25 protein-coding genes are annotated in these 23,129 nt (G+C 62.9%); 15 read left to right on the top strand and 10 right to left on the bottom strand.

Annotation, left to right across the window (positions count from 1 at the left end; genetic code table 11):
* The first annotated feature begins 154 nt into the window (after positions 1–154).
* The 3 genes from L0962_RS17935 to L0962_RS17925 all read left to right on the top strand — a co-directional run bounded on the left by L0962_RS17935 (position 155) and on the right by L0962_RS17925 (position 4,061).
* Complete coding sequence (locus tag L0962_RS17935; RefSeq protein WP_234087923.1) at positions 155–1,423, top strand: Hsp70 family protein; 1,269 nt, start codon at positions 155–157, stop codon at positions 1,421–1,423.
* Positions 1,424–2,169: 746 nt separating this feature from the next.
* Positions 2,170–2,844 carry a hypothetical protein gene (locus L0962_RS17930; protein WP_234087922.1) on the top strand — a complete coding sequence of 225 codons (675 nt, stop codon included), beginning with the start codon at positions 2,170–2,172 and terminating at the stop codon, positions 2,842–2,844.
* A 110-nt stretch (positions 2,845–2,954) separates the two neighbouring features.
* On the top strand, positions 2,955–4,061 hold the full coding sequence (locus tag L0962_RS17925; protein ID WP_234087921.1) for a TIR domain-containing protein: 1,107 nt from the start codon (positions 2,955–2,957) through the stop codon (positions 4,059–4,061).
* A 306-nt stretch (positions 4,062–4,367) separates the two neighbouring features.
* On the opposite strand, the gene L0962_RS17920 is transcribed toward L0962_RS17925, so the two are convergent.
* Entirely contained in the window at positions 4,368–5,177 is an 810-nt protein-coding gene (locus L0962_RS17920) for a phenylacetate--CoA ligase family protein (protein WP_367398040.1), read from the bottom strand.
* A 303-nt stretch (positions 5,178–5,480) separates the two neighbouring features.
* Here L0962_RS17920 and L0962_RS17915 point away from each other — a divergent pair, with 303 nt between their 5' ends.
* The 8 genes from L0962_RS17915 to L0962_RS17880 all read left to right on the top strand — a co-directional run bounded on the left by L0962_RS17915 (position 5,481) and on the right by L0962_RS17880 (position 12,816).
* Entirely contained in the window at positions 5,481–5,762 is a 282-nt protein-coding gene (locus tag L0962_RS17915; protein ID WP_234087919.1) for a DUF2325 domain-containing protein, read from the top strand.
* Between the two features lie 153 nt (positions 5,763–5,915).
* Positions 5,916–6,428, top strand: coding sequence for a rhodanese-like domain-containing protein (locus tag L0962_RS17910; protein ID WP_234087918.1), 513 nt, complete (start codon positions 5,916–5,918; stop codon positions 6,426–6,428).
* Between the two features lie 28 nt (positions 6,429–6,456).
* Positions 6,457–7,434 carry a cysteine synthase A gene (gene cysK / locus L0962_RS17905; protein ID WP_234087917.1) on the top strand — a complete coding sequence of 326 codons (978 nt, stop codon included), beginning with the start codon at positions 6,457–6,459 and terminating at the stop codon, positions 7,432–7,434.
* The gene (epsC, locus tag L0962_RS17900) at positions 7,431–8,393 is read left to right on the top strand and encodes a serine O-acetyltransferase EpsC (RefSeq protein WP_234087916.1); all 963 of its coding nucleotides are present in this window, start codon (positions 7,431–7,433) and stop codon (positions 8,391–8,393) included. The genes cysK and epsC overlap by 4 nt, the downstream gene beginning before the upstream one ends.
* Positions 8,393–8,620, top strand: coding sequence for a helix-turn-helix domain-containing protein (locus tag L0962_RS17895; protein WP_234087915.1), 228 nt, complete (start codon positions 8,393–8,395; stop codon positions 8,618–8,620). Before epsC ends, L0962_RS17895 begins: the two co-directional genes overlap by 1 nt.
* A 117-nt stretch (positions 8,621–8,737) precedes the next feature.
* Complete coding sequence (locus L0962_RS17890) at positions 8,738–9,664, top strand: family 2A encapsulin nanocompartment shell protein (protein WP_234087914.1); 927 nt, start codon at positions 8,738–8,740, stop codon at positions 9,662–9,664.
* Positions 9,639–11,486: a family 2A encapsulin nanocompartment cargo protein cysteine desulfurase gene (locus tag L0962_RS17885; protein WP_234087913.1), complete on the top strand. Its 1,848-nt coding sequence runs from the start codon at positions 9,639–9,641 to the stop codon at positions 11,484–11,486. The genes L0962_RS17890 and L0962_RS17885 overlap by 26 nt, the downstream gene beginning before the upstream one ends.
* Before the next feature lie 163 nt (positions 11,487–11,649).
* Positions 11,650–12,816 carry an MFS transporter gene (locus L0962_RS17880; protein WP_234087912.1) on the top strand — a complete coding sequence of 389 codons (1,167 nt, stop codon included), beginning with the start codon at positions 11,650–11,652 and terminating at the stop codon, positions 12,814–12,816.
* A gap of 84 nt (positions 12,817–12,900) precedes the next feature.
* Here the strand turns inward: L0962_RS17880 and L0962_RS17875 are convergent, their stop codons facing one another.
* Positions 12,901–13,398, bottom strand: a complete 498-nt coding sequence (locus tag L0962_RS17875; protein ID WP_234087911.1) for a nucleoside 2-deoxyribosyltransferase — start codon at positions 13,396–13,398, stop codon at positions 12,901–12,903.
* Positions 13,399–13,507: 109 nt separating this feature from the next.
* Here L0962_RS17875 and L0962_RS17870 point away from each other — a divergent pair, with 109 nt between their 5' ends.
* The 4 genes from L0962_RS17870 (at position 13,508) to L0962_RS17855 (ending at position 16,887) form a co-directional block, all read left to right on the top strand.
* The gene (locus L0962_RS17870; RefSeq protein ID WP_234087910.1) at positions 13,508–14,965 is read left to right on the top strand and encodes an aminoacyl-histidine dipeptidase; all 1,458 of its coding nucleotides are present in this window, start codon (positions 13,508–13,510) and stop codon (positions 14,963–14,965) included.
* Positions 14,966–15,087: 122 nt separating this feature from the next.
* A complete protein-coding gene (locus tag L0962_RS17865) occupies positions 15,088–15,627 on the top strand; it encodes a hypothetical protein (protein ID WP_234087909.1) in 540 nt (179 codons plus the stop codon).
* Positions 15,628–15,645: 18 nt separating this feature from the next.
* A complete protein-coding gene (locus L0962_RS17860) occupies positions 15,646–16,317 on the top strand; it encodes a tetratricopeptide repeat protein (protein ID WP_234087908.1) in 672 nt (223 codons plus the stop codon).
* A gap of 45 nt (positions 16,318–16,362) precedes the next feature.
* Entirely contained in the window at positions 16,363–16,887 is a 525-nt protein-coding gene (locus tag L0962_RS17855; RefSeq protein WP_234087907.1) for a hypothetical protein, read from the top strand.
* Positions 16,888–16,942: 55 nt separating this feature from the next.
* Here the strand turns inward: L0962_RS17855 and L0962_RS17850 are convergent, their stop codons facing one another.
* From L0962_RS17850 to L0962_RS17815, 8 genes are all read right to left on the bottom strand, one after another.
* Positions 16,943–17,575, bottom strand: coding sequence for a hypothetical protein (locus L0962_RS17850; protein WP_234087906.1), 633 nt, complete (start codon positions 17,573–17,575; stop codon positions 16,943–16,945).
* 31 nt (positions 17,576–17,606) lie between these two features.
* Positions 17,607–18,107: a hypothetical protein gene (locus L0962_RS17845; RefSeq protein ID WP_234087905.1), complete on the bottom strand. Its 501-nt coding sequence runs from the start codon at positions 18,105–18,107 to the stop codon at positions 17,607–17,609.
* Between the two features lie 114 nt (positions 18,108–18,221).
* Complete coding sequence (locus L0962_RS17840) at positions 18,222–19,094, bottom strand: spermidine synthase-like protein (RefSeq protein WP_234087904.1); 873 nt, start codon at positions 19,092–19,094, stop codon at positions 18,222–18,224.
* Positions 19,095–19,097: 3 nt separating this feature from the next.
* Complete coding sequence (locus L0962_RS17835) at positions 19,098–19,295, bottom strand: hypothetical protein (RefSeq protein WP_234087903.1); 198 nt, start codon at positions 19,293–19,295, stop codon at positions 19,098–19,100.
* Positions 19,292–19,864 (bottom strand): zeta toxin family protein, encoded by a 573-nt coding sequence (locus L0962_RS17830; RefSeq protein WP_234087902.1) that lies wholly within the window; start codon positions 19,862–19,864, stop codon positions 19,292–19,294. The genes L0962_RS17835 and L0962_RS17830 overlap by 4 nt, the downstream gene beginning before the upstream one ends.
* Before the next feature lie 23 nt (positions 19,865–19,887).
* On the bottom strand, positions 19,888–20,784 hold the full coding sequence (gene prmB, locus L0962_RS17825) for a 50S ribosomal protein L3 N(5)-glutamine methyltransferase (protein WP_234087901.1): 897 nt from the start codon (positions 20,782–20,784) through the stop codon (positions 19,888–19,890).
* Positions 20,781–21,914 (bottom strand): succinyl-diaminopimelate desuccinylase, encoded by a 1,134-nt coding sequence (dapE, locus tag L0962_RS17820; protein ID WP_234087900.1) that lies wholly within the window; start codon positions 21,912–21,914, stop codon positions 20,781–20,783. Before dapE ends, prmB begins: the two co-directional genes overlap by 4 nt.
* Positions 21,914–23,110, bottom strand: coding sequence for a PilT/PilU family type 4a pilus ATPase (locus L0962_RS17815; RefSeq protein ID WP_234087899.1), 1,197 nt, complete (start codon positions 23,108–23,110; stop codon positions 21,914–21,916). Before L0962_RS17815 ends, dapE begins: the two co-directional genes overlap by 1 nt.
* Between the last annotated feature and the right edge of the window lie 19 nt (positions 23,111–23,129).

Here is a 23,129-nt window from a genome sequence, read left to right as displayed (position 1 = left end):
GACGGCTTGGCTTGCTGCGGTCGACGCCGGAAAAACCGGAAATTCCGCAAGGCATGGCCGCGTTGCGAGGGGCGGCGGCTTATCGCGGCAGTGATACTCTGGACAGCCTGAAAGCCACGCAGTAGCATCGCCGCCCCGCCCAAAAAGCCTCCCCATGTCTTCCCAGATTTCAGCCCATGCCTGCGGTATCGATTTCGGTACGTCCAACTCCACCGTCGGCTGGCTGCGGCCGGATCGGCCGGTCCTGCTGACGCTGGAAGACGGCAAGCCGACCCTGCCTTCGGTGGTCTTCTTCAATGCCGAGGAAGACAGCGTCAGCTTCGGTCGGGCCGGCCTGCAGGAGTATCTGGCCGGCTACGAAGGCCGGCTGATGCGCTCGCTGAAAAGCCTGCTCGGCAGCAGCCTGATCGACGGCGTCACCGAAATCCAGGGGCGCAACGTCCGCTTCCGTGACCTGCTCACGCAATTCATCGCCAGCCTCAAGGCGCGCGCCGAGCGTGAAGGGCAGCGCGCATTCGATCAGGCGGTCTTCGGCCGCCCCGTCCATTTCGTCGATGACGACCGCAACGCCGACCAACTGGCCGAAGACACGCTGGCCGCCATCGCCCGTGAGGTTGGTTTCAAGGAGCTGAGCTTCCAGTACGAGCCCATCGCCGCCGCCTTTCACTACGAAACCAGCCTCGCCCGGGAGGAAGTCGTGCTGGTCGCCGACATCGGCGGCGGTACCTCCGACTTCTCCATCGTCCGCCTTTCCCCCGAGCGGGCCAAGGCCGCCGACCGCTGGAGCGACGTGCTGGCCAACGACGGAATCCACACCGGCGGCACCGATTTCGACAAGCAACTCAGCTTGGCGCAGGTCATGCCGCTGCTCGGCCATCGCAGCCAACTGAAAAACGGCCGCGAGATGCCCTCCAGCATCTACTTCAACCTCGCCACCTGGCACACCATCAACTTCGCCTACACGCGCCAGGTGTGGACCGAGCAGCAGCGGCTACAGATCGACGCCGCCGAGCCCGAGCGGCTCGACCGCCTGCTGGCGTTGATTCGCGAGCGCGCCGGCCACTGGCTGGCACATCAGGTCGAAGAAGCGAAGATCCGCCTGTCCAGTGAAGACACCGCCCCGCTGTCGCTGGAGCGCTTCTCGCCCGGCGAGCAGATGGCGCTCAACCGCCTCGACTTCGACCTGTCCGCGCAGGACCTGGTCGGCAAGATCGAAGGCGCCGTCGCCCGGCTGTTACCCGAAGCCGGCATCGCGGCCAGCGGCATCGACACGGTTTTCTTCACCGGCGGTTCGAGCGGCATCCCCGTGCTGCGTCACCGCATCTCGGCGCTGCTGCCGCAGGTGCGCGTGGTGGAGGGGGATTTGTTCGGGAGTATCGGGGCCGGGTTGGCGGTTGAGGCGGCGCGGCGGTATGGGGGGTAGGGCGGGGGTGTGATTTTCGCTACTAAATAGCGCGCTTGTATTGGAGCAATCGGCCAACTGCTGCTGTTCAAAAAAAATTCTGCAAAGCAGACGCTCAACGAGATGTCCGTTGCATGGATGACATCAGTACAATGACAATCTGTCCGGTTTCAGTCTCTCGCCTGCATGCTGCATAAAACACATTTTTCTGAAAAAGCCCAACAGGCAAGGACTGCGGCCTGTCGCGTATTCCAGCTTATCGGACAGAGGTCCAGCTTATTGGACACTTCTGTCGTCGACTACTAGTTGGGCGTCACAAAGATGACATCATGGTTTGCCGAACTTCCTCCGAATCTTCAGGATCTAGTCGCGGTACTTCTGCTCGGCCTTTTCGCATCAGTGTTTTTTGTCTCCGGGCGGCAAGCCCTAAAACCAAAACCTGCGGAATTCAGTGCTTGGCTGGAGTGGGGTTTCGGTGCTCTGGTCATTGGAATTCGGCTTTTCGCTTCCACCGAGAGACCCATTCAGTTCGCAGGTGTCTTAATTATCGGGTTCGCCTACGCCGGGTTAGTGGCAAAAACCTATCTTGCCTATATCGCCAATCGCCCAACACAGGAGGGGGGGCTCAATGATCATTAGTACCATGACCCGCGTAAGCCTTTCTGTTTCCTGGGTAACGCCCAACAATCCAATCCACCGGACCTCCGACAAGCTTCGCTTGCCTGCGTCCGGTGATTTTCAACGTTAGATTACAAGAGGCCACCGCCGTGAAGCACGAGCAGTCATTTGCAGACATATTTCGGAACTTCCTGCAGACCAAGGCGCCGGAATACGGTTGTCGATTTCACTCGTTCTCACTTGATGGGCAGGATCGTGATGCGGGCGCAGACTATGTGCTCACTGACTCTGATCGCTTTGCGATTGTCGAATTTAAGTACTCGCAAAGCGACTTGGTGAGTGAGAAGTTCAAGCGCCGACGGTTAACGCTTTGCCAGGAGCTCCTAAAACGCCACGATATGCGGGAACTCCACGATAGATGTCATTTCGTTTCTTGGACTGAGGGGCCATCAAGGCAGGTCAAGCTCAACATTTATCGAAACGAAGTGTGCACACAAGCAGTTTTCGGGAGCGCCTGCGGTCTTTCAGCATTAATGCCAAATGCCACTACGCAAACGTTAGCCAGCCAATTTTCGCAGGAGTTTTTCAGCCCTAATGGCACCAAGTCGCTTTCACTTGCCGAATTCGAACAGTACATTGTTTGGGTGTTGAAAGAAACCAGCGCTTCGACACGTTCAGCTTTGGAGTTGGTCGCGTACAACCCTACGTCGAATGACCTAGCGCTCGTTCATCTCAACTCTCTTGCTGAAGCTCAGATGTGGGTGCAAGCACACGTTCCCCCACCTCCGCCAGCAAACCGTGCAGGATGGGGCTATGGAGTCTAACCCTGCGGTGCAGCGGACCATCAAAAGCTGCGCTTTTGCTGTCCGCTGACCTTCACGTTAGGCAAATCTCCGTCTGAGTTAGCTGCATCAAAATAAATACGAGGTATAAATTGTCTCCATATGAACTTGTTCTAAAAGAATCCGCCTGCCTCGATTTGTATTCCGATTACGACCACTCAACTCTAGATAGCCTAATAACAGCCGCAGAAAAAGTTGGTCGCTCATGGTCAGGTTCATATCTAGGTTATCAGTCACGTGTTTATTATGAAAACTTTAACCCTCCCCCGCCTGGCGCGCATTTCAGCACTGAGTGGGGCTTGTATAGCGATTTTAGTTCACTAGGCATGTGCAGCGTCGGGGATTGGAGAGAGTATGCTGCTGAGGACGTGATAAAATACATATATGAAATAGCAGGAAGCCCGCAGATTGATAGTCTAATATCTGAAAGTGAAAAGGCGGCCGAAACATTGGAGGAAGTAAAGAGTAATATTTCCTCCATTTTGCACTCGCAAGGCATTCTAGATAAAGATGTTTTTTTGCAGAAGCTGGCCTCGGAGTTGGATGAGTTAACCGTTCCATCAATAAATGATTTCATAAAAAGCTGCCTTCCAAAAGGACAGATATCCACTCGAGACAGACGAGTAGAGCATAAAATTATTGTTCCTCCACACAAGCACGTTGAATGTAATGTATATGGGGTATTGGCTGGTTTCGTGTCCGCAAAAAAAGCAAAGAAAATAACAGAGAGAATGCTAAATCACTTAAAAAATGTTGAGGACAAAATGAACAGAAGCGCTAGAGTTGGAACGAACATCTTTATCGGGCACGGCAAATCAAAGGATTGGCGAGATATAAAAGATTTCTTAAGTGAAAGATTGAATTTGCCATGGGATGAGTTTAATCGAGTCCCAGTTGCTGGGCTGTCCAATGTTACGCGTCTGGCTCAAATGCTTGATCAGTCTTGTATTGCTTTTCTTGTAATGACTGCAGAAGACGAACAATCTGATGGCAACCATCACGCTAGAATGAACGTAATTCACGAAGTAGGCCTTTTCCAAGGGAGGCTAGGATTTGAAAAGGCAATTGTATTACTAGAAGAAGGTTGCGAGGAGTTTAGCAATATTCAAGGGCTTGGCCAGATCAGATATCCAAAAGGAAATATCGGAGCGATTTTTGAAGATGTTCGACGAGTGCTCGAAAGGGAAGGCGTCATCTAACAATTCTGTCGAGTGGGACGCCCAAAAGCTTTGCTTTTGGGTTCCCTCGCTGCGCTCGGCGCCCCTCACGTCAAACGTTGAGGCTGTAGAAAAACCTAGTTCGGCGGGAAATGACAGCGACCCAGAAAAATTCGATTTTCACAATCGCTCCAGAATCGACGATCATCGTCCTCGGAGACATAAATCATCACCAAAAATCGCCCCTCAATTTCCTAAGCGGGGGTTTTCTACAGCGTCGTTAAGTGTCGATAACGGTCCCACAACACCCAAAGCCCGGCCAAGCCGGGCTTTTTGAATCCTCATTCCTCAGTTCCAAACCCCCTGCCGCCTGTCCTCCACCCGCTTCGCCTTGTGCGTCGCTCTCGGCAAGGTATCTGGTGCCAGGATCACCACCTTCGCCGAAACCCCCGTCGCCGACTTGAGGTGCCCGGCGAAGCGATGGGCCAATTCTGCGTCTTTTGAGGCGTCGACCGTGGCACGTTCGACTTCCACGGTGAGGATGTCGAGGTGGTTCTCGCGTTCGACGATCAGCTTGTATTCGCCGCTCAGGTCGTGGTCCTTGCGGGCGATGGCTTCGACGTCGCTGGGGAAGATGTTCACGCCCTTGATGATCAGCATGTCGTCGAGCCGCCCGTGCGTGCCGAGCATGCGTTGCGAGGTGCGGCCGCAGGCGCTGGGTTCGCTGGTGAAGGAGACGATGTCGCCGGTGCGGAAGCGGATCATCGGCCGTGCGGCCTTTTTCAGCGTGGTCAGCACCAGTTCGCCGCGTTCGCCGTCGGCCACCGGCTCGCCGGTTTCCGGGTCGAGCACTTCGACCAGGATGTGGTCCTCGGCCCAGTGCAGGCCGTGCTTTTCCTCGCACATGCCGGCGCAGGAGCCGAAGATGTCGGACAGGCCGTAGTAGTCATAGACCGAGGCGCCCCACAGCGCTTCGATGCGCTGGCGGGTCTCGGGGATGGAGCCGCCGGGTTCGCCGGCGACGAAGATGCGCTTGATGTTCAGATCTTTCTTCGGATCGATGCCTTCCTTGATCGCCGTTTCGCCCAGGTACCAGGCGTAGGACGGCGTGGTCCAGATGGCCGTGGCCTGGAACTGTCTGACGATGGCCTGCATCAGCTCGGCGCAGTCGGCGAACAGCTTTTCGGTGTACTCGCGGGCGTAGCCGGCGGCGCGGATTTCCTTCTGGTCGTGGCCGGCGCAGGGTGTTGATGTCGCTCATGGGCCGGCATGCTAGGGCGACGCTGGGTGGCAACCAACGAAGAAAAGCTTGGAAGCTTATATCTCCAGGCCGCACCGGTAGCCGCGCCGGCTTACTTCGATATCAGCGGCCGGCGCATGAGCTATGCAGGAAAAGCTCGTTGGGATCGGTGTCGCTGGCCATTAGCGTTGCGACCATGCAATCGCGTGAAGGAACAGGGCATGTCGGCATTGATCGTCGGGGGAGACCGGGTAGGCGCCTATCGCGACTATCTGTCCGGTCGCGGCTTTTCGCCGGTGCGGCACTGGAGCGGGCGAAAGCCCGGCGAGTGCCATCGGGCCATTCCGCTGGATACGAAACTGGTCGTCGTCATGGTCGATCAGGTCAATCACGGTCTGGCGCGCAAGATTCGCCGGCTGGCCGAAGGGCGGGCCCTGCCGGTGGTGTTCAGCCGGCGCAGTCTGGGGCAGCTGAGCGAGTCGCTGGCGGCGCTCGGCAACTGAAGCGTACCGCGGGTCGATATAAGCGCACGGCTTATAACCTAGTAAGGATTTATTCGTTCTGGCAATGACGCCGGCTTCCTACATTGGTGGCTACAGACGTCAGCGGACCGCATCAACGGCGGCCGCCCATTTCTTCACTACGAGAGGAGTGCCATGAACGGAATCGTTGCTGAATTCGCGAACAGCCAGGCTGCGCCGGCGTCGCGGGAAACCGGTCGCCAGACCTTGTCGCCGATCCTTGATAAGGCCCGGACGCAGGCTGCTGCCGAAGGCCTGCCCTATGCCGGCAGCGTGTCGCCGCAGGATGCCTGGGCGCTGTTCCAGGCCGGCGACGCGATCCTGGTCGATGTGCGTACCGCCGAGGAGCGCAAGTTCGTCGGCCATGTGCCGGAGTCGAAGCATGTCGCCTGGCTGACCGGCCTGTCGCTGTCGCGCAATCCGCGCTTCGTCAAGGAGCTGGAGAGCAAGGCCGGCAAGGCGCAGGCGATCCTGCTGCTGTGCCGCAGCGGCAAGCGTTCGGCGGCGGCAGCAGAAGCGGCGACCAAGGCCGGTTTTGCCCAGGTGTTCAACGTTCTCGAAGGCTTCGAGGGCGATCTCGACGAACAGCAACGGCGGGGCGGTTTCAACGGCTGGCGGCATGCCGGCCTGCCCTGGGTGCAGGACTGATCACTTTCTTTTTTCAAGGAGCGAACTCGTGGCAAAGATTTTCAAGGACAACGCCGACTCCATCGGCCATACCCCGCTGATCCGGCTGAACCGGATCGTGGACGGTGCCCGGGCAACCGTGCTGGCCAAGATCGAAGGGCGCAATCCGGCCTATTCGGTGAAGTGCCGGATCGGTGCGGCGCTGATCGACGACGCCGAAAAGCGCGGCCTGCTCGGGCCGGGCAAGGAACTGGTCGAGCCGACCTCGGGCAATACCGGCATCGCGCTGGCCTTCGTGGCCGCCGCCCGGGGGATTCCGCTGACCTTGACCATGCCGGAGACGATGAGCCTGGAGCGCCGCAAGCTGCTGACTGCCTACGGCGCCAAGCTGGTACTGACCGAAGGGGCCAGGGGGATGAGCGGTGCTGTGGCCAAGGCCGAGGAAATCGCCACCGCCGATCCGGACAAATACGTGTTGCTGCAGCAGTTCAAGAACCCGGCCAACCCGGCCATTCACGAAGCGACGACCGGCCCGGAAATCTGGGAAGACACCGACGGCGCCGTCGACATCCTGGTCTCCGGCGTCGGCACCGGCGGCACGATCACCGGCGTTTCCCGTTACATCAAGGGGACGCGCGGCAAGGCAATCCAGTCGGTGGCCGTCGAGCCGTCGGCCAGCCCGGTTCTCAGCCAGACCCTGGCCGGCGAGCCGGTGAAACCGGGGCCGCACAAGATTCAGGGGATCGGCGCCGGCTTCGTGCCGGGCGTGCTCGATCTGTCGCTGATCGATGCCGTCGAGCAGGTATCCAACGAGGATGCGGTGACCTACGCCCGTCGCCTGGCCCGCGAAGAAGGCATCATCTCCGGCATTTCCAGCGGCGCCGCCGTCGCCGCCGCGGTCCGGCTGGCGCAGAAAGCCGAGAACGCGGGCAAGACCATCGTCGTCGTGCTGCCCGATTCGGGCGAGCGCTACCTGAGTTCGATCCTGTTCGAAGGCCTCTTCAACGAGGCAGGGTTGCCGGCATGACGATCGGTGCGCCCGGTTCCTCCCCGGCTTACGCGCAGCTCGGCGGCTGGGGCGTCAAGGACATCGTTGCCGAACTGCGTTTGGCGCGCGATAACTGGCGGGCCGCGCAGCAGCGTTCGCGCGAGTTCGCCGTACGTGAGTTTCCGTCGCGCGATGCACTGAAGCAGATTGCCGAGGCGCTGTGCGGCGTGTTGTTCCCGATGCGCCTGGGCCCGGCCGACCTGCATCAGGAAGGCGAGGATTTCTATGTCGGCCATACGCTGGATAGCGCGCTCAACGCGCTGTTCCAGCAAGTGCAGCTGGAACTGGGCTACCACCGGCGCCTGAATTGCGACGAGAAGGAAGGCGTCGAGACGCAGGCGGCGGAAATCGTCAAACGCTTTGCCGGGGAGTTGCCGGCCATCCGGCGGATGCTCGACAGCGATGTCGAGGCGGCCTACCTCGGCGATCCGGCGGCCCGCAGTGTCGATGAGGTGCTGTTGTGCTATCCGGGCATCCTGGCGGTGATCCATTACCGGCTGGCGCATGCGCTGTATGCGCTGGGCGTGCCGCTGATCGCCCGCATCCTGTCCGAAATCGCCCACTCGGCGACCGGCATCGACATCCATCCCGGCGCGACCATCGGCGGCGGCTTTTTCATCGACCACGGCACCGGCGTGGTGATCGGCGAAACCACCGTCATCGGCGAGCGCGTCCGCCTCTACCAGGCGGTCACGCTGGGTGCCAAACGTTTCACGGTCGACGAGAGCGGCGCGCTGGAAAAGGGCGCACCCCGGCACCCGGTACTGGAGGACGACGTGGTGGTCTATGCCGGCGCGACCATCCTCGGACGCATCGTCATCGGCCAGGGCTCCAGCATCGGCGGCAACGTCTGGCTGACCCGCAGCGTGCCGCCGGGCAGCCAGGTGTCGCAGGCCAGCCTGCAACAGGAGCCGGCGCAGCCGAGGAGGGTGGCGTGATGAGCCGACAGATCGACGATTTCGGCGCCTCGGTTCGGCATTTCCGCGAACAGCGCGGCTGGTCCCAGGAGTTGCTGGCGGAGCGTGCCGATCTCAATCGTTCCTATCTCGGCGAGGTCGAGCGCGGCGATGCGATGCCGTCGCTGGCCACCGCCGCGAAGCTGGCTTCGGCGCTGGATCTGCCGCTCTCCGGGCTGCTTGCACATTGCGAGCAACGACCGGCCTGAGCGTCTTTTCAGCCCTTTTGATGGCTATAGCATGTTGAAGGCAGGGCGCCGGCTTTCGACAATCCTTATCCACGATTTTCATAACCATTTCCGATTTTGATCTAAGGAGAGTGTTTCATGGCCCAGACCCCCGAACCCACCGCCCTCGGCGATGCCGCCGCACGGCAGCTAGCCAATGCGACCAAGACGACGGCCCAGCTGTCGACGATCACCCCGCGCTGGCTGGTGCATCTGCTGCAATGGCTGCCGGTTGAAGCTGGTATCTATCGCCTGAATACCGTCAAGAACCCGCGCGACGTGCGGGTTGCGTGCTCGCAGCGCGACGAGTCGGAGCTGCCGCAGACCTATGTTGATTACGACGAGCAACCGCGTGAATACTTCCTCAATGCCGTCACCACCATCCTCGACGTCCATACCCGTGTTTCCGACCTCTATTCCAGCCCGCACGACCAGATCAAGGAACAACTCCGCCTGACCATCGAGACGATCAAGGAGCGCCAGGAATCCGAGCTGATCAACAACCCGGATTACGGCCTCTTGGCCAACGTCGCCGACGACCAGATCATCTCGACGCTGACCGGCGCGCCGATGCCGGACGACCTCGACGAGCTGCTGACCAAGGTCTGGAAGGAGCCGGCTTTCTTCCTCGCCCATCCGCTGGCCATCGCCGCCTTCGGCCGCGAGTGCACCCGCCGCGGCGTGCCGCCGCCGACCGTTTCGCTGTTCGGCGCGCAGTTCCTGACCTGGCGCGGCATTCCGCTGATCCCGTCGGACAAGGTTCCGGTCGACGGCGGAAAAACCAAGATTTTGCTGCTGCGCGTCGGCGAGAAACGCCAGGGCGTGGTCGGCCTGTTCCAGCCGGGCCTCGCCGGCGAGCAGTCGCCGGGCCTGTCGGTACGCTTCATGGGCATCAACCGCAACGCCATCGCGTCCTACCTGATTTCGCTGTATTGCTCGCTGGCCGTGCTGGTTCCGGATGCACTGGCAGTTCTCGATGACGTGGAGATCGGCAAGTACCATGACTATCCCGACACCTACAAGTAAGGGCGTCGAAGGGCTGTCCGGCGCGCCTGTGCCCGGCATCCCGGATGAAGCCACGCTTGGCCGGCTGGCCTCGGAATTCTTCCGCGCCTTGCCGGGGGCCGCGTTGCCGTCTTTCGATCTGCCAAGCTCGCTTGCTGCCGGCAGCACGCCAGCGCCGGAGCCCAGCCTGATCCAGTCTGGCCCGAGCGTGGCACCGGTGCCGGTGGCGCCGGACCCGGTCGATCCGGTCGGTGGTGGCGGTGGCGAACTCGGCGTGCCGGAAGCCTACGCGGCCGCCTTGCCGCCGGTGGCGCCGCCGCAGCCGCCGAGCAGCTTCATCGACAGCCTGCCGCTGACTTTGCCTGTTTCGGTTCCCGGCTCGCCGTACTATTTCCTCGGCGAAGCCAGTCCCTATCAGCAGGCGGCCGCGCCCAAGGTGCCGGAAAACCGCGTTGTCGCGCAGCCATTCGGTTTGCCGGGCGACGGCGAACTGCATGCCTTGCTGGCCGAGATTGCCGGCGAACGGAAAACGGACGATTTCCACGGTCGACCGCAACATTCGGGCAATTTCTATTTCCTCGACGCCACGGCGCGGGAGCCGGAAATTGCACCGAGTGCGCGACCGCCCTTCGACGTCAACGCCGTCCGCCGCGACTTCCCGATCCTGCAGGAGCGGGTGAACGGCAAGCCGCTGGTCTGGTTCGACAACGCCGCGACGACGCAGAAGCCGCAATCCGTCATCGACCGCCTCGCCTACTTCTACGCCCACGAGAATTCCAACATTCACCGAGCGGCGCATGAACTGGCGGCGCGTGCCACCGACGCCTACGAAGCCGCGCGCAACAAGGTGCAACGCTTCCTCGGCGCCGGTTCCAGCGACGAGATCATCTTCGTGCGCGGCGCGACGGAAGCCATCAACCTGGTCGCCAAGACCTGGGGCGTGCAGAACATAGTCGAGGGCGACGAGATCATCGTCTCGCTGCTCGAACACCACGCCAACATCGTCCCCTGGCAGCAACTGGCGGCGCAGGTCGGCGCCAAGATCAAGGTCATCCCGGTCGACGACACCGGCCAGCTGCGTCTGGACGAGTACCAGAAGCTGCTCGGGCCGAAGGTCAAGCTCGTTTCGGTGACGCAGGTCTCGAACGCGCTGGGCACGGTGACGCCGATTAAGCAGGTGATCGACATGGCCCACGCGGCCGGCGCCAAGGTGCTGGTCGACGGCGCGCAGTCGGTGTCGCATCTGCGGGTGAACGTGCAGGCGCTGGACGCGGATTTCTTCGTGTTCTCGGGCCACAAGATTTTCGGCCCGACCGGCATCGGCGTGGTTTACGGCAAGAAGGCGATCCTGGAGCAGATGCCGCCCTGGCAGGGTGGCGGCAACATGATCGCCGACGTGACCTTCGAGAAGACGCTGTTCCAGCCGGCACCGAACAAGTTCGAAGCGGGCACCGGCAACATCGCCGACGCGGTCGGTCTGGGCGCGGCGCTCGATTACGTCGAGCGCATCGGCCTGGAGAACATCGCCCGCTACGAGCACGATCTGCTGGTTTATGCGATGCGCGGGCTGTCTGCGATTCCCGGTGTGCGCCTGATCGGCACGGCGGCGGACAAGGCCAGCGTGGCGTCCTTCGTGCTGGCCGGCTACTCGACCGAGGAAGTCGGCAAGGCGCTCAACGAGGAAGGCATCGCCGTGCGCTCCGGGCATCACTGCGCGCAGCCGATCCTGCGTCGTTTCGGCGTCGAACAGACGGTGCGGCCGTCGCTGGCGTTCTACAACACCTGCGAGGAAATCGACCGCCTGCTGGTCGTCGTCAAACGTTTGGCCAACGGCCGACGCTGAGCGGCCACTGGCGGTTCACCCACGGGCGCTGCGGCGCCCGTTTTTTTGGGGTGCGCGCGGTGGCGCCATAAAAAAGCTTGTTGCCGGACTGCGCGTCTTATCCGGACAATTCGCCCATGCATCCTTTTTCCGACCTTGCCGGCCTCTTTCGGCGCAGCCCGGCATGACGCCGCTGCTGCGTCAAATCGTGGCGATCGGCGTTGCGCAACTGATCGCCTGGGCATCGACGACCTACCTGATCGCCATCGTGGCCCGGCCTCAGGCCGAATCGCTCGGGCTGTCGCCGGCCAGCGTCTATGGTGCGTTCTCGGCGGCCCTGCTGTTGATGGGCGGTGTCGGGCCGCTGCTGGGCAGGCACATCGACCGGGTCGGCGGCCGCGGCGTGTTGTGCGTGTCCAGCCTGATCATTGCCGCCGCACTGTGCGTGCTCGGCAGCGCGCCGGGGCCGGCGACCTTGTTTGCCGGCTGGCTGCTGCTCGGGCTGGGCATGGGCTGCGGGCTGTACGACGCGGCGTTTGCCGCGCTGGTCCGTCTGCACGGAACGGCTGCGCGCGGGCCGATCACCGGCATCACGCTGCTCGGCGGTTTTGCCAGCACGCTGGGCTGGCCGCTGACCGGCTGGCTGGTCGCCGCCTGGGGCTGGCGCGAGGCCTGTTTTGTCTGGGCAGCGATCAATCTTTGCCTGGCCCTGCCGTTGTACTGGCGTTTTGTGCCGCTTGCGGCGTCGACCGCAGCAGTGGCAGCGGTGCCGGCGGCAGCTTCGCCGACGCATCGCGGCAGAACCTTCTGGTTGCTGGTTGCGTTCAGCGCGATGACGGCGTTCGTGACCTCGGCCCTGGCGTCGCATCTGCCCGGTGTGTTGCTGGCGCTGGGGTTGCCGCTGGCCGGGGTGCTCGCCGCGGCGGCCGTCGTCGGCCCGGCGCAGGTGGCCGGGCGGCTGGCCGAATTTGCCGTGGCCCGCAGCGGTCATCTGCCGCCGCTGCGTTCGGGCCGGCTGGCCAGCGCCCTGCATCCGCTCGGCGCGGCGGTGCTTGCGCTGGGTGGCGTCGGTCTGCCGGTGGCGATGGTGTTCGCCGCGCTGCACGGTATCGGCAACGGCATGCTGACCATCGCCAAGGGCGTGATTCCCTTGCATCTGTTCGGTGCGCAGGGCTATGGCGCCTTGCAGGGAAGGCTGGCGCTCGCCCAGCGTCTGGCCCAGGCCGCCGCGCCGCTGCTGTTTGCGCTGCTGCTCGATGCCGGCGGGCCGCTGTCGGCCTTGCTGGTCTCGTCGCTGCTCAGCTTGCTGGCGCTGGCTGCCTTGCTGGCGATCCGCGAACGGCGCGATTGAACGCTGGCGCGGCGGCGCCGAACGACGCCGCTCCCGACCGCCCGTAACGCGGATTGCCGAACGCCGGCGCGATGTTCGAGCGGCTCAGGTCGCTGCCGGAAAACGCGCGTCAAGCGCCTGCAGCGCGGCGGCCAGCCGGCCTTCGACGATCGGACAGGGGACGGCCAGCATCAGGTTGAGCGGCAGGCCGAAATCCTCGACGCCGAGGCCGTCGGCATCGACCGGCCGGCCGTTGTGTCGGGCCAGTTCGCCGCCCTGGCGTTCGGCCAGCTTGACGATCTGCGGCCGCGCGTCGTCGAGATAGCCGATCACCGGCAAGCCGAGCGCCAGCGCGAAGCCGACTTCGAAGGCGGTGCCGGCATCGGGTTCGCTGCCGCGAAACGGATTGAGGTTGGCGAGCACCGCGTCGGCCTGCCGGATCAGGCCGAGGTTGGCGGCGTAGATGCCGCTGGCCGTGGTTTCCTCGTTGTCCAGCGGGACCAGCGCCTGATGGCCGTGGGCGGCGAGCAAGGCGCGAGCATCGGCAAAGTGGGCGAGGGCGTCGGGACGGAAAACGTCGGGGCCGGCGAGATAGATTTTCATGACGTGAACGAGGTGGGCGAAAAGCCGGATTCTAGCGGTCCGAGGCCGTCGACCGCAGGCCGCTTCGCCGGTAAGCTGCGGCGTTTGACGAATTCGCCGGAGTTTCACGATGTCCCATCCTTCCCCCTGGACGCAACTGCCCGATACCGCGGTCTGGCGCCATTTTGCGACGCTCTGTGCGATACCGCGTGCATCCAAGGCCGAAGCCGCACTGCGCGACCGTTTGCGGGCCTGGGCGGAGGAGAAATCCCTGTCTGCCACGGTCGACCGCGCCGGCAACCTGATTTTGAAGAAGCCGGCGACGCCCGGCTGCGAGCACGCGCCGACCGTCGTGCTGCAGGCGCACCTCGACATGGTCTGCCAGAAGAACGCCGACAGCGCGCACGATTTCTCGCGCGACGCCATCGTGCCGGTGCTGCGCGACGGCTGGCTGATCGCCGAGCAGACGACGCTGGGCGCCGACAACGGCATCGGCGTGGCGCTGATCCTCGCCGCGCTGGCGGACGAAACCCTGCGCCACGGGCCGCTGGAAGCGCTGCTCACCGTCGACGAGGAAGCCGGCATGGGCGGCGCGCGCGGCCTCGAAGCGGGCCTGCTCGACGCCAGCCTGATGCTCAACCTCGATACCGAAGCCTGGGGCGAGTTCTATCTCGGCTGCGCCGGCGGGCTGGACGTCGACGTGCGCCGCGACGGCGATGCCGAGCCGCTGCCGGCCGGCTGGACGGTGCGCCGGATCGCGCTGCGCGGTCTGCGCGGCGGCCATTCCGGCGTGAACATCCACGAAGAGCGCGGCAATGCGATCAAGCTGCTGGTCACCGCGCTGCACGATCTGGCCGGCGTCCTGCCGTACCGGCTGGTGTCGCTGCATGGCGGCACGGCGCGCAATGCGCTGCCGCGCGAGGCTTTCGCCGTGCTGGCGCTGCCCGATGCCGGCCCCCTGGATGCCTGGCTGGCCGGCCATCAGGCCGAACTGCGCGAACGCTTGCGCGGTGTCGACGACGGCGTCGAACTGTCGTCCGAAACGGCCGAGGCGCAGACGGTGCTCGGGGCCGAGGAACAGTTCGTCTGGCTGGCCTCGCTGCACGCCGCGCCGCACGGCGTCAAACGGGTCAGCCGGCAGGTGGCGGGCGTCGTCGAAACTTCGAACAATCTCGGCATCGTCGAACTGACGCCGGAAGCCGGCTACTGCAATTTCATGGTCCGTTCGCTGGTCGACCGCGCGGCCGATGCGCTGGCCGACGAGATCGTCAGCCTGTTCGCGCTGTCCGGCACGGTGGCCGAAAAATCCGGCCAGTATCCGGGCTGGGCGCCGAATCCCGGCTCGGCGCTGCTGCAGACCTGTCAGGCGGTGTTCAAGCGCGATTTCGGCGGTGATTCGACGGTCCAGGTGATCCACGCCGGCCTCGAATGCGGGCTGATCGGCGCCAAGTATCCGGGCCTCGACATCGTCTCCTTCGGCCCGACCATCCACGGCGCGCATGCGCCGGGCGAGCGCGTCGAGGTGGCGTCGGTGGGGCATTGCGCAAGGCTGCTGGCGGCAGTCCTGGGGGAAATCGCGGGCGGTTGATCGCGTCGTCCGGCGTGCCGGCAATTCGTCGTCATCCCGAGCCTTTCTTCGGCCAAGGATTGGTCGGGGTTAGCTCGACATGAAGGCGTTCGGCTTCGATAGAATCTTGCGAAAGCCGCCGTTTGGCGGTGATCGTCGAAAAATTGCGCGAAATCGGCCTGCATGCCAATCCAAATTCCATGTTTCCGGACAGGCCCGATTACAAGACCCGTTACCGTTATGAAGCTTTCTTCGACGGCTGCAGATTTTCTGTCGTGTCTGCAAATACCAACATCGTCGATTACGATGCGGTGCATTTCATGGTGTACGACGGATCTCTGGCCGATCTGTCGGATGACCGGTCGAAAAATGCCATCACAACCATCGCTGGTGCCAAAAAGATCACTGCGGCTGGCAAGCGCAGTTTTGACGCTATTCAGGGACCTGTTGTCACAAAAGTGATGAATGGCGATCGAGCGACGATTGCGGCGCTGTTGCCCGAGCAGCGAGAGATCGCCAAGGTCTTCACCTGGATGTTGCAGTTCGATACGCTCGATGAGTCGATGCAATCACGATTGGCCAACGCATTCATTCATGCCGCCAATCTTTGCCGAGCGCAGGAAGCGGCGAACCGTCAGGCGGAATTGGCCAAGTCGGCGAAAAAACCGAACGAACCGTTCTGACCGGTCAACGAGGGAACGATGAAGAAAAGCGGATGGATGTTGCTCTGTCTGGCGATCGGCCTGCTACCCGCGTCGGCCGTTGCCAACACGCTGGCCGACGGCATCGGAGCACTGGGCGCCAAACGATACCCGGAGGCGCTGCGCATCCTGACACCGCTGGCCGATGGCGGTGATGACGAGGCGCAGCGCTTGCTCGGCGAAATGATCTTCAACGGGCAAGGCGTCAAGAAGAATCCTGCTGCCGCAGCGATCTGGACGAAGCTGTCGGCCGAGAATGGCAACCGGGTCGGGCAGTACAACATGGGCTATCTCCACGAGCAGGGAGCCGGCGTGGTGCAATCGCCGCGTGAGGCGGTCGCGTGGTACACGCGCTCGGCCCGACAGCAATACGTGCTGGCCCAGCGTCGTCTGGGCGAGATTTATGAAGCCTCGGACATGAAGCAGGCGCAATACTGGTACGACCAGGCACGGATGAACGGCGACGAGGTTTCGCTGCGTCGTTACGAAGCGCTGACCCGGACCATCGCGGAAATCGAAGCACCGCTCCGGGAAGCCGAACGCGCGGCCGAGCAAGCCGAAAAAGCCGCGCAACGCGCTGCGGCAGAAGAGGAATTTCGCCGCGAGCAGGAGGAAAACCGGGCATCGAACGGCAACTGGGCAGCGCAAGGGATTGCCGAAGGCCTGACTTAATTCCAGCGCAATAGCGCACGCGTATCCAGAATTCATGATCGGGCGATGGCCGACATCCAGACGGAAGCGAATGAGCGGGCGCGCCGGAAACGGGAACAGGAAACTCGCCAGCGTGCGGATGAAGCCCGCGATGCGGCGGAATCCAGGACAAAGCTGGCGATGGCCGAGACCCAGGAACGGATGCGGCGGGCCGCACTGGCTCGGGAGACATCGGCTGCATCTGCGTCTGCCGCCAGCCCGCTGCCGCTGTACCAATGGACTGTCAAATACCGTTTCAGGAGTCAGCCTGGCCGGCCGAGCGAGCAGGAGGCCCGGGACCAGGTGGCGAAAACGCGAGCCCACCAGGAAACGCTGTTCAGGGATGCCGTTGCGCGCCATGCGGCAGGGAAACACGGTAAAGCCTCGTGGCGCGAAGTCAGGCTCGAGCCCGTCGCCTGCCACAACAAATCGAACGACCCCGCTCGGCCTGGCTGGCAGTGCAGTCAGCGCGCCGATTATGCGGTGAGCAGCACCGAAACCTCGATGGGCGATGCGGTTTATACGCTCGACTACGGCCCCGGCCTGAACTGACGGCGTTGCCGGCGACGATGTCGCCCGGCGTTTGCGGCGGCCGATTCGGGTTTGCTCAGGCGCCGGTCGTCGATCGCCGTTCCAGATAACTGGCCAGCGCGCCCAGGCGCTGGGCCGAGGCGCCGTCGCTGTCGACGAACATCTGTGCGAAAAGCTTGCGGATGTTCTCCGGCGTGATCTCGGTTTTCGTCGGATCGAAGCTGCTGCCGTCCGGCAGCGTCACCTGCTGGCCGCCCATGCCCTGGCGGGCGAGCGCGATCAGGTTCATGCCCTGGACGGCGTCGTAGTTGCCGGCGGCAACCATCTCGTCGTAGAGGGCCTTTTCCGAGGCCGACAGGTTGGCCATGGTGTTCACGAAGCCGGCGGCCTTCTGCATGTAGTCGATTTCGTCGGCGGTCAGGGTTTGTGGGTCCTTGGCGTTGATTTCGGCCAGGCGCTTGTCGTTGGTCAGCAGGTATTCGGTATCGGCGGCGCTGCGTTCGAGCGCCGGCTTTGCCTTGATCGCGGCCAGGCGCGGGTCGTTAGCCGCCGATTCGCTGGCGAGCAGGGCACGGGCTGCGTTGGAAATGCTGACCTTGTCGGCCAGCGTTGCCGGGGCGTTGTTCCCGTTGAGTGTTCCGACGGCACGGACCGCGCCGATGGTCGTGCCATGGATGCCGGACGGCAGGCTGCTTCTGTCGACGATCATGCTTGCTCCTTCATGCGGGCGATGTTGTGCGCTAGGCAACCAGGTGTGCTTTGCCCATTCTGGGGAGCAGCGCCATCAGCGCCGGATCGGCCTTGATCCGCTCGAGCATCTGCTGCTGCAGCTTTTCGCTTGCCGCCTGATCGACGATCAGGTTCTGGTAGTGGCTGGCGGTGTCGGTGATGCCGTTGTCCTCCAGTAGCGAGCGGTAATGGCTGTCGATGCCCTGCGCATAGGCCTTGCGGTCGCTCTGCGCGGCGGCGGTGGCTTCCGGATATTTGTCGGCGACCCCGTTGCCGTTGGTGCCAAGCTTGTCATTGAGGGAGACCCCGAAATCGGCGAGCCAGCCCGGAATCGCGTATTGCTCGATGGCACTGCTCGCGCCGTCGGCCGCCAGCGCCTGGCGGGCGGCACTGGAAATGCTGACTGGTTCGGTAAAACTTGCCGCTGCGGCGGCAGCGGTTTGCCGCCCGTTATCGGTGGTTTTGCCGGTATTCCAGGCGGAAAGCGTGGCTTGGGTGCCAGTGACGATCATCGGGAAACTCCGCAGTTGATGGATGTGGAGTCATCGCAAACAGCATGCCAGTTGTGCCGCGTCGGCAAAATTCGCGGAATTTGCGGTCGACCGTGGAATTCCGGCAAAAACCGTTTACCGGCCGCGGATCGCCTCGCGCCGGGCGAAGCCGAGCTTGGCCGAGCGTTCCATCTTCTGCGCGAAGGCCGGGAAGTCGAGACCGAGGCGGGCGCGCAGTTCCTTGGCGTGGTTGTGCAGCCAGCGCCAGCGCGGTTCGAAGTACTTTTCCTTGAAGGCGTAGAGGATGTGGTTGCCGTCGTCGGGCACCGAGATGACGATCACCTGGTCGTCGAAGACGTGCATCGCCTCGCCGATCAGCCCGGCGTAGCTTTCCTTGTCGCCGGCCAGGTTGACCACCAGCACGCCATTGCCGGAGAGCTTGGCGTAGGCGTTTTCGAAGAACTCGCGGTTGGCCAGCGCCGGGGCGAAGCCGGTGCGGTCGAAGGCGTCTACGAGGAGGGCATCGATGCCTTTTTCGGTTTCTTCGATGAAGGCGGCACCGTCGCCTTCGACGATCTGCAGGCGTTCGTCGTCGGCAGGAACAAAGAAGGCGTCGCGCAGCGCGATCACGTCGGGGTCGAGTTCGACGGCGGTGATGTGCACGCCGGGCAGGCGGCGGTGGCAGAACTTGACGATCGAACCGCCGCCCAGGCCGATCAATGCGATGCGCTTGGGCCGCGGATGGAAGAGCAGGAAGCCCATCATCTTCTGCGTGTAGCGCAAGGCGAGGTCGTGCGGCGCCTTCAGCGCCATCTCGCTCTGCATCAGGCGGACATTGAAGTAGAGATAGCGCGACTTGCCGTCGTCGATGATGAAGGGCTTGGGGTAGCTTTCGTCGAGCAACTGGGCGCGCAGTTCGCCGGCCCGCGTCCAGGCCGGTTCGAGCATCAGGACCGTGCCGGTCTCGATCTCGAACGGGCTGGGGAGTTCGTAGAGTTTTTCTGGCAAGGGTCAGCGATTGCTATGGGCAATTGCCTTGGGAGCGGCCTGATCCGACTCGGCGCCGATGAGGCGTAACTCGCCATCTTCCCAGATGACTGCGTACTGACCGAGACGTTGCTTGCGTTCGAGCGTTTCGTGAACTGCCTGGCGCAGCGATTCCAGTATTGCCTTGGCTTGATCGGAAGGCTGTGATGGAACGATGGTCATCGCTTGGTCTCTTGGAGTAGGTTTTGGTAAAGCGCTTGTTTAACGATATAGCGAAAATCGCCGCGTTGTTCAAAAACGAGTTGCGGACAGGGTCCATCGTTCATAAAGCAGCGGCAGTTATCCACGACAGCTGAAAACTCGTTGAAGAGGTTGCTCAAGCTACGCGAAAAACGGCGCTCAATTGCTTTGCTAGGAATGTTATGCCCACCGTGAGCGACTCGCTCTGCGACACGCTGGCGTGATACTTCCAGATTGGGTAAAGCGAGATAGATCAGTTCTACTTGCCATCCGGTTGCTCGCAGGCGTTGTATCAGCCTCAGATAGCTACGTCCGGAAAGCGTGGTTTCAAAGGCAAAGTCTGAGCCGGTGGTAATGTTCTGCTCAATCTCGCTGAGAAAAATTCGACTGGCATTGACCAATTCCTGCTCAGGGGCGAGTGGTGACAAGCCTGCTGCGATCAGATCGGCATTAACAAAGCGCGAGCATTTTGCGACCAAGGGGAGATACTTCAGGGCAAAGGTAGTCTTGCCGGCGCCATTGGGACCGGCAATGATCCAGCAAGTTGGCATCAGCAGACTCCTTTCATCTCCGCTTAGTCCGGCAGATCGGCCGCGTTGAGCATGAACACGTATTCGTCGCCGGCCGCGGTGTCGAGCCAGGTGAAGGGCAGGTCGGGGTAGGCGGCTTCCAGGGCATCGCGGTTGTGGCCGATTTCGACGACGAGGATGCCGTCTTCGCTCAGGTGCTTTTTCGCTTCGGCGAGGATGATGCGCGTGAAGTCGAGGCCGTCGTCACCGGAACCGAGCGCCATTTCCGGCTCGTGCAGGTATTCCGGCGGCAGTGCGGCGACAGCCTGGGCATCGACGTAAGGCGGGTTGGAGATGATCAGGTCGTAGCGACGGCCGGCGAGCGCCGCGAAGGCGTCGGAATGCACCGGATGCACACGCTCGCCCAGGTGGTAGTCGGCGATGTTGCGTTCGGCGACGGCGAGCGCGTCCTTCGACAGGTCGACGGCATCGACCCGGGCGTTGGGGAAGTTGAGCGCCAGCTTGATCGCCAGGCAGCCGGAGCCGGTGCACAGGTCGAGCGCGTTTTCGACCGCCCACGGGTCGGCGACCCACGGCGTCAGCTGCTCGTCGAGCAGTTCGGCGATGAAGGAGCGCGGCACGATGACGCGCTCGTCGACGTAGAAGCGGTCCTCGCCGAGCCAGGCCTCGTGGGTCAGGTAGGCGGCCGGCAGACGGTCCTGGCAGCGGCGGCTGTAGAGGTCGAGCAGGCGGACTCGCTCGTCCGGCAGCAGGCGGGCGTCGAGGAAGGGTTCGAGGCGGTCGAGCGGCAAATGCAGCGCGTGCAGCGTCAGGTAGACCGCTTCGTCCCAGGCGTTGTCGCTGCCGTGGCCGAAGAACAGCTGGGCGGCGTTGAAGCGGCTGACCGCGTGGCGGATGAAGTCGCGGACGGTGATCAGTTCGTGCTGGGCGTGGGCGGTCATGCGAGGAGGATTTTTTCGAGAATCAGGCGGTAGACCGCAGAAAGTTGCGCCGGGGCGTCGACGGCGATGCATTCGTCGATCTTGTGGCTGGTCGCATTGGACGGGCCGATTTCCAGCAGCTGGCCGCAGATCGGCGCGATGAAGCGGCCGTCCGAGGTGCCGCCGGTGGTCGACAGTTCGGTTTCGATGCCACAGGTTTCTCGGATGGCCTCGATCGCCGCGTCGGCGAGCGGGCCGCGGCCGGTCAGGAAGGGGCGGGCGCCGAGCGTCCATTTGATCGCGTATTCCAGGCCGTGCCGGTCGAGGATGGCGCTCAGCCGTTGCTGCAGGCCTTCCGGCGTGCTGGCGGTGGAGAAACGGAAATTGAACTTGATTTCGAGTTGACCGGGAACGACGTTGGTCGCGCCGGTGCCGCCGTGGATGTTGGAGATCTGCCAGGTGGTCGGCGGGAAGTATTCGTTGCCCTGGTCCCACTCGGTCGTGGCCAGTTCGGCGATCGCCGGCGCCGCCTGGTGGATCGGGTTGCGGCCCTTTTCCGGGTAGGCGATGTGGCACTGGATGCCCTTGACCTCGAGCACGCCGGAGAGCGAGCCGCGGCGGCCGTTCTTGATCATGTCGCCGAGCCTGTTGACCGAGGTCGGCTCGCCGATGATGCAGTAGTCGAGATGCTCGCCCCGCGCCTGCAGGGTTTCGGTGACGGCAATCGTGCCGTCGTTGGCGTCGCCTTCCTCGTCGGAGGTGAGCAGGAAGGCGAGCGAGCCGGGATGGTCCGGATGTGCGGCGACGAAGGACTCGACCGCAGTGACGGCGGCGGCGACGCCGGTCTTCATGTCGGCGGCGCCGCGCCCGTAGAGCTTGCCGTCACGGATTTCCGGGGCGAATGGCGGGCTGGTCCATTTGTCCAGCGGGCCGGTCGGGACGACGTCGGTGTGGCCGGCGAAGACGAACAGCGGTGCGGTCGTGCCACGGCGCGCCCAGAGGTTGCGGGTACCGTTGCGGTCCAGCCATTCCAGCGAGAAGCCGATGGCAGCGAGGCGTGCGCCGAGGATGTCCATGCAGCCCGCGTCGTCGGGCGTGACGGACGGGCAGGCCATGATCTGGCGTGCCAGTTCGAGTGTGGGGTCGGTCATCAGGGAGTTGGAGCGGTTTCGTCCTCGTCGTCGGCGAGGCTGATGGTGAATTCCTTGAACGAGGCGCCGCCTTCGTCGGTGGTATCGAATTCCAGCGCGGTATCGATCTTCTTCTCTTCCTTGCCTGCTCCGGCGTTGAATTCGGAGTTGTTGATCAGCCACGACAGGTTGGTCGGCGAATCGGCGTTGGCCAGCGCTTCGTCGAGCGTGATCGTGCCTTCGTGATAGAGGCGGAACAGATCCTGTTCGAAGGTCTGCGAACCCGGCGCCAGTGTCTGCTCCATCGCATCCTTGATGCCCTGGACTTCGCCGCGTTCGATCAGTTCGCTGATGTGGCGCGTGTTGAGCATGATTTCGCAGGTCGGCATGCGCTTGCCGTCGGGTTTGCGCACCAGGCGCTGCGAGATGATCGCCCGCAGGGCGACCGACAGGTCGAGGAACAGCGCCGGCCGGTTCTCGATCGGGAAGAAGCTGATGATGCGGTTCAGTGCATGGTAGGAGTTGTTGGCGTGCAGCGTCGCCAGGCACAGGTGGCCGGTCTGGGCGTAGGAAATGGCGGCCTGCATGGTGTCGCGGTCGCGGATTTCGCCGATCAGGATGCAGTCCGGCGCCTGGCGCATGGCATTTTTCAGTGCAGTACCCCAGTCCTGGGTATCCATACCGATTTCACGCTGGTTGACGATGGATTTCTTGTGCCGGAACAGGAATTCGATCGGATCCTCGACGGTCAGGATATGGCCGGCGCGGGTCGCGTTGCGGTAGTCGAGCATCGACGCGATGGTCGTCGACTTGCCCGAACCGGTGGCGCCGACGATCAGGATCAGGCCGCGTTTTTCCATGATCAGTTCGCCCAGCACCGGCGGCATGCCGAGCGTGTCGAGCGCCGGGATGTTGCCCATGATGAAGCGGACGACGACACCGATCGAACCGCGCTGGCGGAACAGGTTGACGCGGAAGTTGCCGACCTGCGGCACGCCGAACGAGAGATTCATCTCGTTCGTTTCCGCAAAGACCCGGGCCTGATCGGGCGACATCAGTTCCTCGGCGATCTTGTCGATCATGTCCGGCATCATCACCTGCTGATTCACCGGCATGGTGTTGCCCTGAATCTTGATGTGAATCGGCGTGCCGGCGGAAATGAAGATGTCGGAGGCCTGCTTTTCCGACATCAGCTGGAACAGTTTGTCGAGGATCATGGCCCTGGCCTTCGCGGGA

Origin of the sequence: Azonexus sp. R2A61, from assembly GCF_021401135.1 — a bacterium.
In the GTDB taxonomy this organism is placed as follows: domain Bacteria; phylum Pseudomonadota; class Gammaproteobacteria; order Burkholderiales; family Rhodocyclaceae; genus Azonexus.
This window is presented reverse-complemented; position numbering and strand designations above follow the sequence as displayed.